Below are 17133 nucleotides of genomic sequence, written 5' to 3'. Positions count from 1 at the left end.
TGTAGCCGCTGTCGAAGGTTGCGATGTGAATCGCAAGACCTTCAACAGCAGGGTCGCCTGGCGACCCGTCGCAGCCTGCGGCAGCGGCTACACAATCACAGGTTAGCTGTACACCCGGCCAAGAAGTTGGCGATGGCTTTCAAACTGGTCGAGAACGTCCCGACTGATTTGTTCCTGGGTAAAGCCCATCAGATCGTACTCCTGGTTACCGTTGTGCAAGTACACCTCGGCGCGGTAGTAACGACTGCGCACTTCATCCTGCCCTGACTCACTTGGCGCGGCGAGGTAGCCATCCAGGCTGACTTCATAGACGAACGGGTTGCCCTCTTCCATCTCGATTCGCACACCCATGCAGCGCTTGGCGTTGCCGAGCAAGGTTTGCACCGCCAGCCCCTGGCTGCGCAATTGCTCCGCCGCGTCTTCAAGAGCCGGCGTGACGTGCTTGTCCATAAAGCGCTGCACCACGGCCTGGGTCGGTTGCAGATCCTGTGCGGTCAAGCGCTCGCTGAAACCACGGCGGCCACGGGCCGCCAGCTCAGCTTGCTCCTGCTCCATCTGGGAGTCCTGACGCATCGCCTTGTGCAGGCCCAGCATAAACAGGATCAGCACCACCGAGAATGGCAGGCCCGCCAGCACCACCATGGTTTGCATCGCCGCAAAGTTACCGGCGAACAACAGGCCGATGGTCACCAGCGTAATCACTACCGACCAAAAGATACGCAGCCAGTGCGGGGCATCTTCGTCGACATCGCCCCCCTTGCAGGACAGGTTGGCCATCATCACCGCGCCGGAATCTGCCGGGGTCAAGAACAGCACGAACCCTACGAAGATCGACACACCAATCACGATTTTCGAGGCCGGGTAATGCTCAAGCAATTGGTAAATCGCCATGGAAGGCTGCTCCAGGGCTGTTTTCCCCAGCTCGACCGCTCCCTGGTTTACCACCAGATCCAATGCCGAGTTACCGAAAATCGACAGCCAGGCCAGGGTGAAGCCCAACGGAATCAGCAACACGCCCGCCACCAGCTCACGCACGGTACGACCCCGGGAAATACGGGCAATGAACATGCCGACGAATGGGGCCCAGGAGATCCACCATGCCCAGTAGAACAGGGTCCACAGCCCCAGCCAGCCTTCGGTTTTAGCGTTATTGCCTTCGTACACGTACAGGTCGAAGGTTTTCAGCACAATACCGTTGAGGTAATCACCGGTGTTCTGCACCAGGCCGTTGAGCAGGTGCAGAGTCGGGCCGAACAGCAGCACAAAAATCAACAGGCCGCTGAACAGCACGATGTTCAGGTTGGACAGGCGACGGATGCCGTTTTCCACACCCGAGACCGCAGCAATCGTGGCCACGGTGCTCATCACGATAATGACGATCAGCAGGTTGGTGTTGCTGTGCTCCATGCCGAACAGGTTTTCGAGACCCGACGACACTTGCATCGAGCCGATCCCCAGGTTGGTCACCAAGCCGAGCAACGTCACGAACATGCCAAAACCATCCACCGCGTGCCCCGCCGCCCCTTTCACCCAGCGCTCCCCCATCAAGGGGTACAGCGCCGAACGCAGAGCCAGCGGCTGGTTGTGACGGTAGGCAAAGTACGCCACGGCCAGGCCGACCAGCGCGTAGATCGCCCAGCCATGCAAGCCCCAGTGCAGGAACGTCAGTTGCAACGCCTGACGGGCGGCTTCATGACTGCCAGCCACGCCCTCAGGTGGGTTGAAGTAATGGTCCAGCGGCTCGGAAGCCCCGAAGTACAACAGCGAAATGCCGATGCCCGACGAGAACAGCATCCCGGCCCACGCGCCGTAACTGAAATCGGGCGTATCCTGCCGGGTCCCCAGTTTCAGCTTGCCGTAAGACGAAAACGCCAGGCCCACCACAAAAATCAGGTAGGCCGCGATGACGACCATGTAATACCAGCCGAAACTGCGCGACAGCCATTCCTGGGCCAGTCCCAGCAAACGGCCTGCTTCTTGTGGCGCAATGATCAAAATGGCAGTCAGCAAAAGTATCAAGGCAGTGGAGGTGTAAAACACCCAACCGTTGACCGTCACCTTTTGCGGCGGGGTCTTTATTAGAGAAGCAGAACTCATGGCACGGATGCTCCAGGCAGCGCGAGAGAAGGACGTGTAGCAACGCACCACTCGACCAAACGCTTAGATAGCGACCAACGGTCGAGTGATATAAAGACACCGCTAAAAACCGGAGTCGCCCAGGCAAAAGCCTGTCAGCCAAGCGATCGCTGTCTGTGCAGAGGCGGGCTGGCCCGCATCTACAAGGGTTCCGGGGATATTTGCTGTGTCGTTTTGCGCCATTCATGCGCTGGGAAATGGCATAAATCGCGACGATTTGTCGCAGAGCTTATTCTTTGTTGATTGAACGTTCAATCAAAACAAAATAGACTGGCTTTCGTTCAGTGATCTTTTTTCACTGTTCGCCGGCCCAAGGAGATTCGCAAAATGCCCAAGGTCGGAATGCAACCCATACGCCGCCAGCAGTTGATCGAAGCCACATTGACGGCCATCGATCAGGTTGGAATGGCAGATGCAAGCATTGCACTGATTGCCCGTTTGGCCGGTGTGTCGAACGGCATCATCAGTCACTACTTTCGAGACAAGAACGGACTGATTGCCGCCACCATGCGGTACTTGATGAATGTCTTGATCGAAAACGTCACCGCCCGCCGCCAGGCACTGAGCGATGACAGCCCACGGGTTCATCTGCAGATCATCGTTGAAGGCAACTTCGACGCCAGCCAGGTCAATGGCCCGGCAATGAAAACCTGGCTCGCCTTTTGGGCCGCCAGCATGCACCAGCCGTCGTTACACAGATTGCAGCGGATCAACGACCACCGCCTTTACTCCAATCTGTGCTGTCAATTTCGCCGAGTGCTGCCGTTGGACCAAGCGCGCAATGCAGCACGCGGCCTGGCAGCCCTCATTGATGGTCTATGGTTGCGGGGTGCCCTGTCGGGCGATGCATTCGACACCGAACAGGCACAACGCATCTGCTACGAATATATGGATCTACAACTGGCGAAGCAGGTGAGTTAAGCCTCAATCAATGCTTAACCCCTGAACTGTCGAGACATTGAGTTGCCCCAGTTAGATGGCAACCCGCGTTTCGATCAACGCCAACCACTTATGCACTTGCGAGGATTTTATGGCCCGTTTCGAACTGCAAAAACTTTACATCGATGGCGGTTACACCGACGCCAGCAGCGATGCAACCTTCGATGCCATCAACCCGGCTAACGGCGAAGTCCTTGCTCAAGTGCAACGTGCGACCAAAGAAGACGTCGAACGCGCCGTTGTCAGCGCTGAAAAAGGCCAGAAAATCTGGGCCGCCATGACCTCCATGGAGCGCTCGCGCATCCTGCGCCGCGCCGTGGACATCCTGCGCGAGCGCAACGATGAACTGGCCGCACTGGAAACCCTGGACACCGGCAAGTCGTACTCCGAAACCCGCTACGTCGACATCGTCACCGGCGCCGACGTTCTGGAATATTACGCAGGCCTGGCCCCCGCCATTGAAGGCGAGCAAATTCCCCTGCGTGACACCTCATTCGTTTACACCCGTCGTGAGCCGCTGGGCGTTGTCGCCGGTATCGGCGCGTGGAACTACCCGATCCAGATCGCATTGTGGAAATCCGCACCGGCCCTGGCTGCCGGTAACGCGATGATCTTCAAGCCAAGTGAAGTCACTTCGCTGACCACCTTGAAGCTGGCTGAAATCTACACCGCTGCCGGCGTACCGGACGGTGTGTTCAACGTGCTGACCGGCAGTGGCCGTGAAGTCGGCAGCTGGTTGACCGAACACCCGCGCATCGAGAAAATCTCCTTCACCGGCGGTACCGATACCGGTAAAAAAGTCACCTCCAGCGCTACCAGCTCTTCCTTGAAGGAAGTGACCATGGAACTGGGTGGCAAGTCGCCGCTGATCATTTTTGACGATGCCGACCTGGATCGTGCAGCCGACACCGCCATGATGGCCAACTTCTACAGCTCGGGCCAGGTGTGCACCAACGGCACTCGCGTCTTCATTCCGACGGCGCTGAAAGCCGCCTTTGAAGCCAAGATCCTGGAGCGTGTTGCGCGCATCCGCATTGGCAACCCGGAAGACGAAAACACCAACTTCGGCCCGCTGGTCAGCTTTGCTCACATGGAAAGCGTGCTCGGCTACATTGCCAAGGGCAAGGCCGAAGGCGCCCGCGTCCTGTGCGGCGGCGAACGTCTGACCGAAGGTGACCTGGGCAAAGGTGCATTCGTGGCACCGACCGTGTTCACCGACTGCACTGACGAGATGACCATCGTTAAAGAAGAAATCTTCGGCCCGGTGATGAGCATCCTCACTTATGACACCGAAGAAGAAGTGATCCGCCGCGCCAACGACACTGAGTTTGGCTTGGCCGCAGGTCTGGTGACCAAAGACCTGAACCGCGCTCACCGCGTGATTCATCAGCTGGAAGCCGGTATTTGCTGGATTAACGCCTGGGGCGAGTCCGACGCGAAAATGCCGGTCGGCGGTTACAAGCAGTCGGGCATTGGCCGTGAAAACGGCATCAGCTCGCTGGCGCAATACACCCAGATCAAATCGGTCCAGGTTGAGTTGGGCGATTACGTTTCGGTGTTCTAAACCCGATCCCGTAATACCTGCCTGAGCGAGCTTGCTCGCGATGCACACGACGCGATGGCTCTATGACACCGCGCGGATGTCATCGCGACCAGGCTCGTTCCCGCAGCGTTCTGTGATTTGCCACACTTTCAAAGAGGGTGCATTTATGTCCCAAGAATTCGACTACATCATTATTGGTGCCGGCTCTGCCGGCAACACCCTGGCGACCCGTCTGACTGAAGACCCAGGCGTCACCGTTCTGCTGCTTGAAGCAGGCGGCCCGGACTACCGTTTTGACTTCCGTACCCAAATGCCCGCGGCACTGGCGTTCCCGCTGCAAGGCCGCCGCTATAACTGGGCCTATGAGACCGATCCAGAACCGTACATGGACGGCCGTCGCATGGAATGTGGCCGGGGCAAGGGCCTGGGCGGCTCTTCGCTGATCAACGGCATGTGCTACATCCGTGGTAATGCAATGGACTACGACGGCTGGGCAAAAAACCCGGGCCTCGAAGACTGGAGCTACCTCGATTGCCTGCCGTACTTCCGCAAGGCCGAAACCCGCGATATCGGCCCGAACGACTACCACGGCGGCGACGGTCCGGTCAGCGTGACGACCCCCAAAGCCGGGAACAACGTGTTATTCCACGCCATGGTTGAAGCCGGCGTACAAGCGGGCTACCCGCGTACCGACGACCTGAACGGCTACCAGCAGGAAGGTTTCGGCCCGATGGATCGCACGGTGACGCCGAACGGTCGTCGCGCCAGCACCGCCCGTGGCTATCTGGACACGGCCAAGCAGCGCTCGACCCTGACCATCGTCACTCACGCCCTGACCGACAAGATTCTGTTTGAAGGCAAGCGTGCCGTTGGCGTGGCTTACCTGGTGGGCGACAGCGACACCCGCATTCAGGCCAAGGCTCGCAAGGAAGTACTGCTGTGCAGCGGCGCCATCGCCTCGCCGCAGGTGCTGCAACGTTCCGGTGTGGGGCCTGCCGAGCTGCTGAACAGCCTCGACATTCCGGTGGTTCACGATCTGCCGGGTGTGGGTCAAAACCTGCAGGATCACCTGGAGCTGTACCTGCAATACGCCTGTACCCAGCCTGTTTCGCTTTACCCGTCGCTGTTGTGGTGGAATCAGCCGGCCATTGGCGCCGAGTGGATGTTCCTGGGCAAAGGTATCGGCGCCAGCAACCAATTCGAGGCCGGAGGCTTTATCCGCACCCGTCCTGATTTCGAATGGCCGAACATTCAATATCACTTCCTGCCAGTGGCCATTAACTACAACGGCAGCAACGGCGTGAAGGAACATGGTTTCCAGGCACACATGGGCTCCATGCGTTCGCCAAGCCGTGGCCGGGTTAACGTGAAGTCCAAGGACCCGCGCGAATACCCGAGCATCCTGTTCAATTACATGTCGAGTGATCAGGACTGGCAGGAATTCCGTGACGGCATTCGCCTGACCCGTGAAATCATGCAACAGCCAGCGCTGGATGCGTACCGTGGCCGCGAAATCAGCCCGGGTATCGACAAGCAGACTGACGAAGAGCTGGACACGTTTATCCGCGAACACGCCGAGACTGCTTTCCACCCGTCCTGCTCGTGCAAGATGGGCACCGACGAGATGGCGGTGGTCGATGGTGAAGGCCGTGTGCACGGCATGCAGGGTCTGCGCGTTGTCGATGCCTCGATCATGCCGCTGATCACCACCGGTAACCTGAACGCACCAACAATCATGATCGCCGAGAAAATCGCCGACAAGATCCGTGGCCGCCAGCCACTGCCCCGCAGCACCGCCGACTACTATGTCGCCGGCGATGCCCCGGTACGTGGCAAGCCACTGCGTGAAGTGAGCCGTACCGCGCAATAACCCGCTATGTAGCCGCTGCCGAAGGCTGCGATGGGTTGCGAAGCGACCCTGCTTTTAAAAAGCGAAGGTCCTTTGGACCTTATCGCAGCCTGCGGCAGCGGCTACAGGCTTAGTTTCATCCTCCCCTGCTTGCCCCGGCCTCGACGCAGGCCTAATCTAGTGCCTCGCTTCGCGCCTCACCCCCCGCCCCACCCGTGATGCCAGCACCTGCCTGGCCAAGAGGTTTTCTATGTTTGATGTTGTCTCTTCCAGCAAATGGCCAACCGGCTTTCTGATCAATCCAAACGCAGAACCTCTCGATCCAAAGTGGCTGACCGAGTTCAGCAAGATTCCGGCTGCCGCCGTCAGTGACTGTCTGGGCCGCAACGTTGGCGGCCTGGGGCTCAAGCCTTTTCACGGCAGCCGGCCAATGCTCGGCAGCGCCCTGACCGTACGCGTACGCCCCGGCGATAACCTGATGATCCTCAAGGCCATGCAGATGGCCCGCCCGGGGGATGTGCTGGTGATCGATGGCAGCGCCGACCTGACCCGCGCCGTGTTCGGCGGCATCATGCGCGCCATGGCCCTCAAGGCCGGGATTGTCGGTGTCGTCATCAACGGCGCCCTGCGCGACCTCGACGAATGGCAGACCGGTGAACTGCCGGCTTACGCCATCGGCGGCGTGCACCGCGGCCCAAGCACTGACGGCGGCGGCGAAATCAACGTACCGATTTCGTGTGCTGGCATGTTGGTGATGCCAGGTGACCTGATGATCGGCGACGGTGATGGTGTGGTCGCTGCTTCACGCTCCGAGTTACCTGAGCTGCTGATTCGCTGCCATGATTTGCTGGCACGTGAACAGGCAACCCTGGCGGCCATCGAAGCCGGCACGCTGGACCCGGATCGCTTTGACGCCATTCTGCGCGCCAAGGGCTGCCCGGTTTAAAACCACGCTCCTCCCCGCCCTTGTAGGAGCGGGCTTGCTCGCGATGGCATCACCGCGGTGAACCAGGCAAACCGATTGGCCTGAATCTCGAGCCAGCCCGCTCCTACAGACCTATACGTTTTCCGGAGGTCTGTGCATGTTCGATTTCTATCCTCAGCTCAAGCAGCGCTTTGCCGCACTACGCACCCGGGCCGAGTTCTTTTCCCTGCGTTATGTCCGCGAATCCGGGCAATACCTGTCGGTACGCAAGAACGTCGCAGAACCTCCTTCCTTCAAGCATGATCAGGGCGCGATGCTGACCGTACGGGTCAAGGGCGTCGAAGCCTATGCCGCCACCAATGACCTGTCGCAAAACGGTCTGCAGGCCGCACTGGAACTTGCAGAAGGCCAGGCGCAGCTGATCGCCGCCCACGCCTTGCTCGACCTCAGCCAGGAACCCGTATCCCAGGCCCGCGCCGATTACTGCTCACCCAATCTCGAGCAGGCATTCCCGTCCCTGGGCGACTGTTTTGAGTTACTCCGCGTCGAGTCAGCGGCAGTCCCGAAGGACGAGCGGCTGGTGAGCTGGGATGTCTCGCTCGGCCTCAATCATGTCGAGCAGATTTACCTCAATAGCGCCGGCGCCGAGCTGCGTCAGGCACAGCGCTTTGTCTACCCCGGGATGAGTGTCACGGCCTATGACGGCCAGGACAGTCAGACCCGCAGCCTGGGTCGCGAAAACTTTGGCCAGCAAGGCGGTGCTGACGTGATTGGCCGTTGCGGGCTGATTGGCTCGGGACCCAAAGTGGCCGAGCAAGCGCTGCAGTTGTTGATGGCGCCCAACGCCCCGGTCGGCAAACGTGACCTGCTGCTGATGCCCGACCAGATGATTCTGCAGATCCACGAATCCATCGGTCATCCGCTGGAGCTGGATCGCATCCTCGGTGACGAACGCAACTACGCGGGCACCAGCTTCGTCAAAACCAGCGACTTTGGCAGCCTGCAATATGGCTCGAACCTGCTGAACGTGACGTTCGACCCCAGCATCCCCGAACAACTCGCCAGCTACAGCCATGACGACGACGGGACGCCGGCACGCAAGGAGTTCCTGATCCGCGAAGGCTTGCTGTTACGCCCACTGGGCGGAGCGCTGTCGCAATTCCGCTCGGGCCTGGACGGGGTGGCCAACAGCCGCGCTTGCGGCTGGAACCGGCCGCCGATTGACCGTATGGCCAACCTCAATATCGAGCCTGGCGATCGATCGATGGCCCAACTGATTGGCGGTATCGAAAGCGGGATTCTGATGGCCACCAACCGCTCCTGGTCAATTGATGATGCGCGCAACAAATTCCAGTTCGGCTGCGAATGGGGCCAGTTGATCGAACAAGGGGAGCTCAAGGGCGTGGTGAAAAACCCGAATTACCGGGGTATTTCCGACCAGTTCTGGCGCAACCTCAAGGCCGTAGGCGACGCCAGTACCTTTAAGGTCCTGGGTACGCCGAACTGTGGCAAGGGCGAACCCAATCAGGTGATTCGTGTCGGGCATGCGTCTCCTGCCTGTGTATTCAGTCAAATTGATGTGTTTGGAGGCGATGCCTGATGAGTACCCCGTTGAGTCAGGCCGAGCAGTTCGATGCGCTGGTGCAGTGGCTGCGCCAGACAATCAAAGCCCCCGAGCAATTCACACTGGGCTACGACGCCGAAGCCTCGGAATTCATTCGTTTCAACCGGGGCCAGGTGCGCCAGGCTGGCCAGGTGCAGCAAGCCAGCCTGAACCTGAAGCTGATCAACGACGGTCGTCATGCGGATGTCCGCATCACACTGGCCGGCGAGCCAGCCGCAGACCGGCAACGGCTGACCGAAGCCTTGCAACAACTGCGTGAAACCTTGCCGCTGTTGCCTGCAGACCCGTACTTACTGCTCAATGCCGAACCCTGGCACAGCCACCAGGTGCAAGACCAGCCGCTGCCGGAAACCGGCCGGGTGCTGGAGGAGATCCGCCGCGCCGCCCAAGGCGTAGACCTGGTGGGCTTTTATGCCAGCGGACCGATCAGCTACGGCTACGCCAGCTCTGCCGGCGCGTTCGGCTGGCATCAAGCCAACAGCTTCAACTTCGACTGGAGCCTGTTTCACAGCAACAGCCAAGCGGTGAAAGCCAGCTATGCTGGCGCGGACTGGGACAGCCAGCGCTTCGCCCGGCGCATGCAACTGGCCCGCGAACAGCTTGAGTTTCTAGAGCGTCCGCTGCATACACTGGCACCGGGTGAGTACCGCGCCTACCTTGCCCCAGCCGCGCTGGAAGAAGTCATGAGCATGCTCTGCTGGGGCGGTTTTTCTGCCCAGGCGCTGGCCAGCAAATCCAGCCCACTGCAAAAGCTCTATGCCGGGGATGCTCACCTGAGCCCTCTGGTCTCTCTGGATGAGCAGGTCAGCCAATCGTTGAGCCCGGCATTTTCCGGCGAAGGCTATCCGCGCCGGGATCTGTCACTGGTCAAAGAGGGCCGCGCGTTGCAACAACTGGTGGGTTCGCGCAGCGCGGCGGAATATGGCCTTGAGGTCAACGGCGCACCGTGGGGCGAAGCGCCCAGTGCGCTGGCAATGGCGCCGGGCACGCTTGCGCAGGCCGATGTCCTCAAGCAATTGGGTACCGGGCTGTATATCAGCAACCTGTGGTACCTGAACTACTCGGACCAGCCAGCCGCCCGCCTGACCGGCATGACCCGCTTCGCAACCTTTTGGGTCGAGAACGGCGAAATAAAGGCGCCGGTCAACACCATGCGCTTTGATGACAGCGTCTATAGTCTGCTGGGTTCGCAACTTGAAGCCCTGACGAGCGAGCGTGAATTGCTGCTATCGGCAAGCACCTACGACCAGCGCCAGACCGCGTCGAATCTGCTGCCGGGCGCTTTGATTAAAAAACTGACGTTGACGCTTTAAATGATTCTCGTAGCCGCTGAGGAGCGAGGCTGCGTTCTATTGCCAAGCGATCGCGAATCCTGTGTACGGGGTTGTGCTGTCACACCGTGCAACCTGACTTTATGACGGCTACGCCGCCAGACGCAGCCTCGCTCCGCTCCTCAGCGGCTACGACGACCAGGTATCGCCAATAACACAGAGGTTCTATGCCCGTACGCCCGGTTCTGAGTCCTGAAACCTTGCGCTGGTTGCCGTGGGTGGTGGCCATCGCGTTTTTCATGCAGTCGCTTGACGGTACGATCCTGAATACTGCCCTGCCCGACATGGCACGCGACCTCGACGAAAACCCGTTGCGCATGCAAGGGGTGATTGTTGCCTACATGCTCACCGTGGCATTACTGATCCCGGCGTCGGGCTGGATCGCCGACCGCTTCGGCACCAAGAAAATCTTCTTCAGCGCCATCCTACTCTTCAGTTTCGGCTCGTTACTCTGCGCACTGTCGGGCACCCTGGACCAACTGATCGGCGCACGCGTCATTCAAGGCCTTGGCGGTGCCTTGATGCTGCCCATAGGCCGATTGGTGGTACTCAAGGCTTACCCTCGTTCGGAGCTGGTACGCATCATGGGATTCATCACCATTCCGGGCCTGCTCGGGCCTCTGATCGGCCCGACCATGGGCGGCTGGATGGTGCAGTACCTGAGCTGGCACTGGATTTTTTTGATCAACCTGCCGGTGGGCATGCTCGGCTGCTGGGCCGTGTGGCACTTTATTCCGGATCTGCGCGGCAGCGAACGGACCCGATTCGACAGCCTGGGCTTTGTGCTGTTTGGTGCGGCAATGGTGTTCATCACCATCGCCATGGAGGGTCTGGGCGAACTGCACATGCCGCACCTGCGGGTCATGTTGCTGCTGTTCGCAGGCATGGCGTGTCTCGCGGCGTACTGGTTGCGGGCGGGCGCTATCAGCAATCCGCTATTTTCCCCGACACTGTTTAAAACCAAGACCTTCGCTGTCGGCATCCTGGGCAATCTGTTTGCCCGCCTCGGCAGTGGTGCATTGCCGTTCCTGGTGCCATTACTGCTACAAGTTGCCCTGGGTTACTCACCGTCCCAGGCCGGGATGAGCATGCTGCCGCTGGCGGCTGCCGCCATGCTGGCGAAATGGGGCGCACGACCGTTGATCGAACGTTTCGGTTACCGCTCCGTGCTCACGGGAAACACGCTGGCGCTGGGCCTGATGCTGGCCAGCATGGGCCTGGTGACGGAACACACGCCCTACCCGTTATTGCTGGGAATGCTGGCTGTACTGGGCGCCATCAACTCATTGCAGTTCACGGCGATGAACACCGTGACCCTGATCGACCTTGATGATGCCAGCGCCAGCAGCGGCAACAGCTTGCTCTCGGTGGTGGCGCAATTGTCGCTGAGTCTGGGAGTGGCCTGCGCCGGAGCCTTGCTCGGCGGTTTCACCGGGGACAACAGCGGCGATGGTGTAGACACCGTGCTCGGGGCGTTCCAGCTGACCTTCTTGACTGTCGGGATCATGGCGATGCTCGCAGCAGCCATTTTCCTGCAACTGTCACCCCAGGACGGCCGTAAACCCAAAGCCAACTCGGAACACGAACTGGATCATTAAGCGGTTTTCGAGCGGCTGCGGATGACTTCTCGTCCAGAATGTTCTGGCGAAGGCCATGGGACTGGTACACTGCGCGACATTTTGTTTTGCAGGCCAGTCTCGTGACCACCATTGCCACCGCTTTTAACTCTCTGCCTCTGTCCGCCGCCATGCTGGCTAACCTCGACTCCCTCGGTTATGCCCAGATGACGCCGATCCAGGCGCAGAGCTTGCCGGTGATCCTCAAAGGCATGGATCTGATCGCCCAGGCCAAGACCGGCAGCGGCAAAACCGCCGCCTTCGGCATCGGCCTGCTGAACCCCGTCAACCCGCGTTTCTTCGGTTGCCAGGCCCTCGTGATCTGCCCGACCCGTGAACTGGCGGACCAGGTTGCCAAAGAGATCCGCCGTCTGGCCCGCGCTGAAGACAACATCAAAGTGCTGACCTTGTGTGGCGGTGTGTCCTTCGGCCCGCAAATCGGCTCGCTTGAACACGGCGCGCACATCATCGTCGGCACCCCGGGCCGCATTCAGCAGCACTTGCGCAAAGGCTCGCTAAAGCTCGACGGTCTCAACACCCTGGTGCTCGACGAAGCCGACCGCATGCTCGACATGGGCTTCTACGACGCCATCGAAGACATCATTCGCCAGACCCCTGAGCGTCGCCAGACCCTGCTGTTCTCGGCCACCTACCCGGTCGGCATCAAGCAACTGTCGTCCAAGTTCATGCGCAATCCTCAGCAGGTCAAGGCTGAAGCCTTGCACACTGACAGCCAGATCGAGCAGCGTTTCTACGAGATCTCGCCTGAAGAGCGCATGAGCGCCGTGACCAAGGTGCTGGGGCATTTCCGTCCGCAATCGTGCGTCGCGTTCTGCTTCACCAAGCAGCAGGTTCAGGAAACCGTCGATCACCTGACCTCCAAGGGTATTTCGGCAGTCGGCCTGCATGGCGATCTGGAACAGCGTGACCGTGATCAGGTGCTGGCGATGTTTGCCAACCGTTCGACCTCGGTGCTGGTTGCAACCGACGTAGCGGCCCGTGGCCTGGACATCGACGCGCTGGACATGGTGATCAACGTTGAGCTGGCCCGTGACTCCGAAATCCATATCCACCGCGTGGGCCGTACCGGTCGTGCCGGTGAAAAAGGCATCGCCATCAGCCTGGTAGCGCCTTCCGAAGCCCACCGCGCCCAAGCCATCGAGCAGCTGCAAAAGGCGCCGTTGAACTGGGAAACCCTGGACACCCTGCAATCCAAGGGCGGCGCGCCCCTGCTGCCGGCCATGAGCACGCTGGTGATCGGCGCCGGTCGTAAAGACAAGGTTCGCCCAGGCGACATCCTTGGCGCCCTGACTGGCGACGCGGGCATCCCGGGTGCCCAGGTCGGCAAAATCGCGATTTTTGACTTCCAGGCCTACGTGGCGGTTGACCGTACCGTGGCCAAACAGGCTGCACAGCGCTTGAGCGAAGGCAAAATCAAAGGCCGCGTATTGCGCGTGCGGGTTTTGTAAAAGATCGCCTGAACACTGGCGATCAAATGTGGGAGCTGGCTTGCTCGCGATGCACACACTCCGGTTCATCTGAATCACCGAGGTGCGGCAATCGCGGGCAAGCCCGCTCCCACATTAGGTTTGGATTGACTATGAATTTTGTGAGGACACCGCTTTGCGCTCTACCGACGTTGTGATTATTGGCGCTGGCGCCGCAGGTTTGATGTGCGCGCTGACCGCTGCCGGTCGTGGGCGCAAGGTCATGCTGATCGACCACGCCAACAAGGCGGGCAAAAAGATCCTCATGTCGGGCGGTGGCCGCTGCAACTTCACCAACATGTACACCGAACCCAACAATTTCCTGTCGCAGAACCCGCACTTCTGCAAGTCGGCCCTGGCGCGCTACACCCAGTGGGATTTCATCGAACTGGTGTGCAAGCACGGCGTGCCGTATCACGAGAAAAAACTCGGCCAGCTGTTCTGCGATAACAAATCCAGCGACATCCTCGAAATGCTGCTCGACGAGTGCAAACAGGCGGGCGTCAGCCTGCACCTGGACACCTCCGTGGAGCAGATCGAAAAAACCGACAGCGGCTACAGCCTGAAGACCACCCTGGATCAACTGAACTGCCAGTCGCTGGTGATCGCTACCGGCGGCTTGTCGATTCCCACTCTGGGCGCCACCGGTTTCGGCTATCAGGTAGCCAAGCAGTTTGGTCATGCCTTACTCCCTACCCGCGCCGGTTTAGTACCGTTCACCATCACCGACCAGCTCAAAGATATCTGCACCGAGCTGTCGGGGACCTCGGTGGATTGCCTTGTGAGCTGCAACGACCAGAGCTTTCGCGAGAACATCCTGTTCACCCACCGCGGTTTGAGCGGGCCGGCAATTTTGCAGATATCGTCGTTCTGGAACTCCGGCGATACGGTCGAAATCAACCTGCTGCCCGACCTCGACGCGTTGAACTGGCTGCACACACAACAGGCCGAACGCCCGAACAGCGAGCTGAAAACCCTGCTCGGTGAGATTTTCACCAAAAAGATGGCGAACTTGCTGGCCGAACACTGGTTTGCGTCCAAGCCGATGAAGCAGTACACACCGGGTGAACTGGCCGACGTGGCTGACAAGCTGGCGTGCTGGAAGGTCGTCCCGGCGGGTACCGAAGGCTATCGCACGGCAGAAGTGACGCTGGGCGGTGTCGATACCCGTGAAGTGTCGTCCAAGACCATGGAGTCGCTAAAAAGTCCGGGGCTGTATTTTGTCGGTGAAGTGCTGGATGTCAGCGGCCATCTGGGCGGGTTCAACTTTCAATGGGCGTGGGCGTCTGGCTACGCAGCGGCACAGTTCGTCTGATACAGACCCTCTGTAGCCGCTGCCGTGGGCCGCGGCTACAGCCAGATGCCAAAAAATATTTTGTGCGGGATGTGAACAGTGCCATTGCACTGTCGTCACAACTGGCTCAATTTAGCGACACGACTCGCAAGGCATCGCCACTACATGTCATCGAAAAGCTTTCGGCATTCACTGCGCCGCCTGTGGGCGCGGGATAAGTTCAGTTACAGCGTTCGGGTATTTGTCGCCCTGACCGGCAGCATGGCTTTTTGCTGGTATCAAGACGAAATGACGCTGTTGATCCCGTTGTTCCTCGGGGTCATTGCCAGCGCACTGTCCGAGACGGATGACAGCTGGCAAGGCCGCCTCAATGCACTGCTGGTGACACTGGTGTGCTTCAGCGCTGCCGCCTTCAGCGTCGAGCTGTTATTCCCCTACCCCTGGTTGATGGTCTGCGCCCTGGCACTGGCCAGCTTTGGCCTGACCATGCTCGGTGCGCTGGGTGAACGCTATGGCGCCATTGCCTCGGCGACGCTGATTCTCGCGGTATACACGATGATCGGCGTCGACCAGCGCGGTGGCCAGGTCATCGATTTCTGGCACGAGCCCTTGCTGCTGGTCGCAGGCGCTGCGTGGTACGGGCTGCTGTCAGTGCTGTGGCAGGCACTGTTTTCCAATCAACCGGTGCAGCAAAGCCTGGCGCGATTGTTTTGGGAGCTGGGGCTGTACCTCAAACTCAAATCATCGCTGTTCGAGCCTGTCCGCAATCTTGATGTGGAGGCCCGGCGACTGGAGCTGGCTCAGCAAAACGGCAGGGTCGTGGCCGCACTGAACACCGCCAAGGAAATCATCCTGCACCGCGTCGGAAACTCTCGACCGGGATCAAAACTCAGCCGCTACCTGAAACTGTACTTCCTCGCGCAGGACATCCACGAACGCGCCAGCTCGTCGCATTACCCCTACAACGCCTTGGCAGATGCTTTCTTTCACAGCGACGTGATGTTCCGCTGTCAGCGTTTGCTGCGCCAGCAAGGCGTCGCCTGTCAGCGTCTTTCAGACTCGATCAAGCTGCGCCAGCCGTTTATCTATGACGACAGTTTTGCCGAGGCACTGACCGACTTGCACGCCTCACTGGAACATTTGCGCGTCCAGAGCAATCCGGCCTGGCGCGGACTCTTGCGTTCGCTGCGTGCACTGGCCGCCAACCTTGGCACACTGGACCGCTTGCTCAGCGACGCCAGCAACCCCGACACTCTGGCGGATGCCACCGACAGCAGCCTGCTGGATCGCTCACCGCGCACCCTCAAGGATGTGTGGTCGCGGCTGCGTCAACACCTGACGCCCACGTCCCTGATCTTCCGTCACGCCCTGCGCCTGCCGCTGGCGCTGTGCACAGGCTTTGCGATGGTGCACTGGATCCACCCGACTCAAGGCTACTGGATCATCCTGACCACGCTGTTTGTGTGCCAGCCAAGCTACGGCGCCACACGGCGCAAATTCAGTCAGCGGATCGTCGGCACTGCCTTTGGCCTGGCCTTGGGCTGGGCGCTGTTCGATCTGTTCCCCAACCCGCTGATCCAGTCGATGTTCGCCGTCGCGGCCGGGGTGGTGTTCTTTATCAACCGCACCACGCGCTACACCTTAAGCACCGCTGCCATTACGTTAATGGTGCTGTTTTGCTTCAATCAGGTGGGCGATGGTTACGGGCTGTTCTTGCCGCGCCTGTTCGACACCCTGGTCGGCAGCGTGATTGCTGCGGCCGCTGTGTTCCTGTTCTTGCCCGACTGGCAGGGGCGCCGTCTCAACCAGGTGCTGGCCAATACCTTGAGCTGCAACAGCCAGTACCTGCGCCAGATCATGCAGCAATATGCCCACGGCAAAAGCGACGACCTGGCTTATCGACTGGCGCGCCGCAACGCGCACAACGCCGATGCCGCGCTGTCGACCACTCTGGCCAACATGCTGATGGAACCGGGGCATTTCCGTAAGGATGCTGACATGGGCTTCCGCTTCCTGGTGTTGTCACACACCTTGCTCAGTTATTTGTCGGGCCTTGGTGCGCACCGCGACACGCAACTGCCAGACGAACTGCGCCAGCAACTGATCGAGGGCGCCGGGCAGCGCATCGCCGATAGCATCGATGTGATCGCCCAGGGCCTGGCCGCCAAGCAGCCTGTGGACGTGCAGAGCGATGAGGAAGAAGCGCTGGCCAGCGAGCTGGAGCAAATGCCGGATGACATCGACGAAAACCAGCGTCTGGTACAGACCCAGCTGGCATTGATCTGCCGTCAACTCGGCCCCCTGCGCACCCTGGCCGCGCACCTGATCAAGGCAGAGTAGAAACACCGTGACTTGGCGCCAGACCGCATCGCGCCTAGTATCGGGGTAT

The 17133-nt window shown here is 59.9% G+C and carries 11 protein-coding genes; 10 read left to right on the top strand and 1 reads right to left on the bottom strand.

Annotated elements, in window-relative coordinates; all coding sequences use genetic code 11:
• Nucleotides 1–102: 102 nt before the first annotated feature.
• Entirely contained in the window at nucleotides 103–2040 is a 1938-nt protein-coding gene (locus tag DQN55_RS01790; RefSeq protein WP_231995675.1) for a BCCT family transporter, read from the bottom strand.
• Between the two features lie 423 nt (nucleotides 2041–2463).
• Between DQN55_RS01790 and betI the strand changes: the two genes are divergently transcribed.
• The 10 genes from betI to yccS all read left to right on the top strand — a co-directional run bounded on the left by betI (nucleotide 2464) and on the right by yccS (nucleotide 17084).
• Nucleotides 2464–3057, top strand: coding sequence for a transcriptional regulator BetI (gene betI / locus DQN55_RS01785; RefSeq protein ID WP_048380903.1), 594 nt, complete (start codon nucleotides 2464–2466; stop codon nucleotides 3055–3057).
• A 109-nt stretch (nucleotides 3058–3166) separates the two neighbouring features.
• Nucleotides 3167–4639: a betaine-aldehyde dehydrogenase gene (betB, locus tag DQN55_RS01780; protein WP_048381691.1), complete on the top strand. Its 1473-nt coding sequence runs from the start codon at nucleotides 3167–3169 to the stop codon at nucleotides 4637–4639.
• Between the two features lie 145 nt (nucleotides 4640–4784).
• Nucleotides 4785–6488, top strand: coding sequence for a choline dehydrogenase (betA, locus tag DQN55_RS01775; protein ID WP_048380904.1), 1704 nt, complete (start codon nucleotides 4785–4787; stop codon nucleotides 6486–6488).
• Between the two features lie 229 nt (nucleotides 6489–6717).
• Nucleotides 6718–7413 carry an RraA family protein gene (locus DQN55_RS01770; RefSeq protein WP_048380906.1) on the top strand — a complete coding sequence of 232 codons (696 nt, stop codon included), beginning with the start codon at nucleotides 6718–6720 and terminating at the stop codon, nucleotides 7411–7413.
• Between the two features lie 136 nt (nucleotides 7414–7549).
• On the top strand, nucleotides 7550–8992 hold the full coding sequence (locus DQN55_RS01765) for a TldD/PmbA family protein (protein ID WP_048380907.1): 1443 nt from the start codon (nucleotides 7550–7552) through the stop codon (nucleotides 8990–8992).
• Nucleotides 8992–10329 carry a TldD/PmbA family protein gene (locus DQN55_RS01760; protein ID WP_048380909.1) on the top strand — a complete coding sequence of 446 codons (1338 nt, stop codon included), beginning with the start codon at nucleotides 8992–8994 and terminating at the stop codon, nucleotides 10327–10329. Before DQN55_RS01765 ends, DQN55_RS01760 begins: the two co-directional genes overlap by 1 nt.
• A 185-nt stretch (nucleotides 10330–10514) precedes the next feature.
• Nucleotides 10515–11945 carry a multidrug transporter subunit MdtD gene (gene mdtD / locus DQN55_RS01755; protein ID WP_048380911.1) on the top strand — a complete coding sequence of 477 codons (1431 nt, stop codon included), beginning with the start codon at nucleotides 10515–10517 and terminating at the stop codon, nucleotides 11943–11945.
• Between the two features lie 149 nt (nucleotides 11946–12094).
• Nucleotides 12095–13432, top strand: coding sequence for an ATP-dependent RNA helicase DbpA (gene dbpA, locus DQN55_RS01750; RefSeq protein WP_231995674.1), 1338 nt, complete (start codon nucleotides 12095–12097; stop codon nucleotides 13430–13432).
• A 154-nt stretch (nucleotides 13433–13586) separates the two neighbouring features.
• Entirely contained in the window at nucleotides 13587–14765 is a 1179-nt protein-coding gene (locus DQN55_RS01740; RefSeq protein ID WP_048380914.1) for a BaiN/RdsA family NAD(P)/FAD-dependent oxidoreductase, read from the top strand.
• Between the two features lie 144 nt (nucleotides 14766–14909).
• Complete coding sequence (yccS, locus tag DQN55_RS01735; protein WP_048380916.1) at nucleotides 14910–17084, top strand: YccS family putative transporter; 2175 nt, start codon at nucleotides 14910–14912, stop codon at nucleotides 17082–17084.
• Nucleotides 17085–17133 lie beyond the last annotated feature (49 nt).

The sequence above is a fragment of the Pseudomonas taetrolens genome (assembly GCF_900475285.1).
In the GTDB taxonomy this organism is placed as follows: Bacteria; Pseudomonadota; Gammaproteobacteria; order Pseudomonadales; family Pseudomonadaceae; genus Aquipseudomonas; species Aquipseudomonas taetrolens.
This window is presented reverse-complemented; position numbering and strand designations above follow the sequence as displayed.

Bases quoted from the DNA above. Each gene is read 5' to 3' on its own strand.
- betI (WP_048380903.1), top strand. From the start codon at position 2,464: ATGCCCAAGGTCGGAATGCAACCCATACGCCGCCAGCAGTTGATCGAA.
- betB (WP_048381691.1), top strand. From the start codon at position 3,167: ATGGCCCGTTTCGAACTGCAAAAACTTTACATCGATGGCGGTTACACC.
- betA (WP_048380904.1), top strand. From the start codon at position 4,785: ATGTCCCAAGAATTCGACTACATCATTATTGGTGCCGGCTCTGCCGGC.
- DQN55_RS01770 (WP_048380906.1), top strand. From the start codon at position 6,718: ATGTTTGATGTTGTCTCTTCCAGCAAATGGCCAACCGGCTTTCTGATC.
- DQN55_RS01765 (WP_048380907.1), top strand. From the start codon at position 7,550: ATGTTCGATTTCTATCCTCAGCTCAAGCAGCGCTTTGCCGCACTACGC.
- DQN55_RS01760 (WP_048380909.1), top strand. From the start codon at position 8,992: ATGAGTACCCCGTTGAGTCAGGCCGAGCAGTTCGATGCGCTGGTGCAG.
- mdtD (WP_048380911.1), top strand. From the start codon at position 10,515: ATGCCCGTACGCCCGGTTCTGAGTCCTGAAACCTTGCGCTGGTTGCCG.
- dbpA (WP_231995674.1), top strand. From the start codon at position 12,095: ATGCTGGCTAACCTCGACTCCCTCGGTTATGCCCAGATGACGCCGATC.
- yccS (WP_048380916.1), top strand. From the start codon at position 14,910: ATGTCATCGAAAAGCTTTCGGCATTCACTGCGCCGCCTGTGGGCGCGG.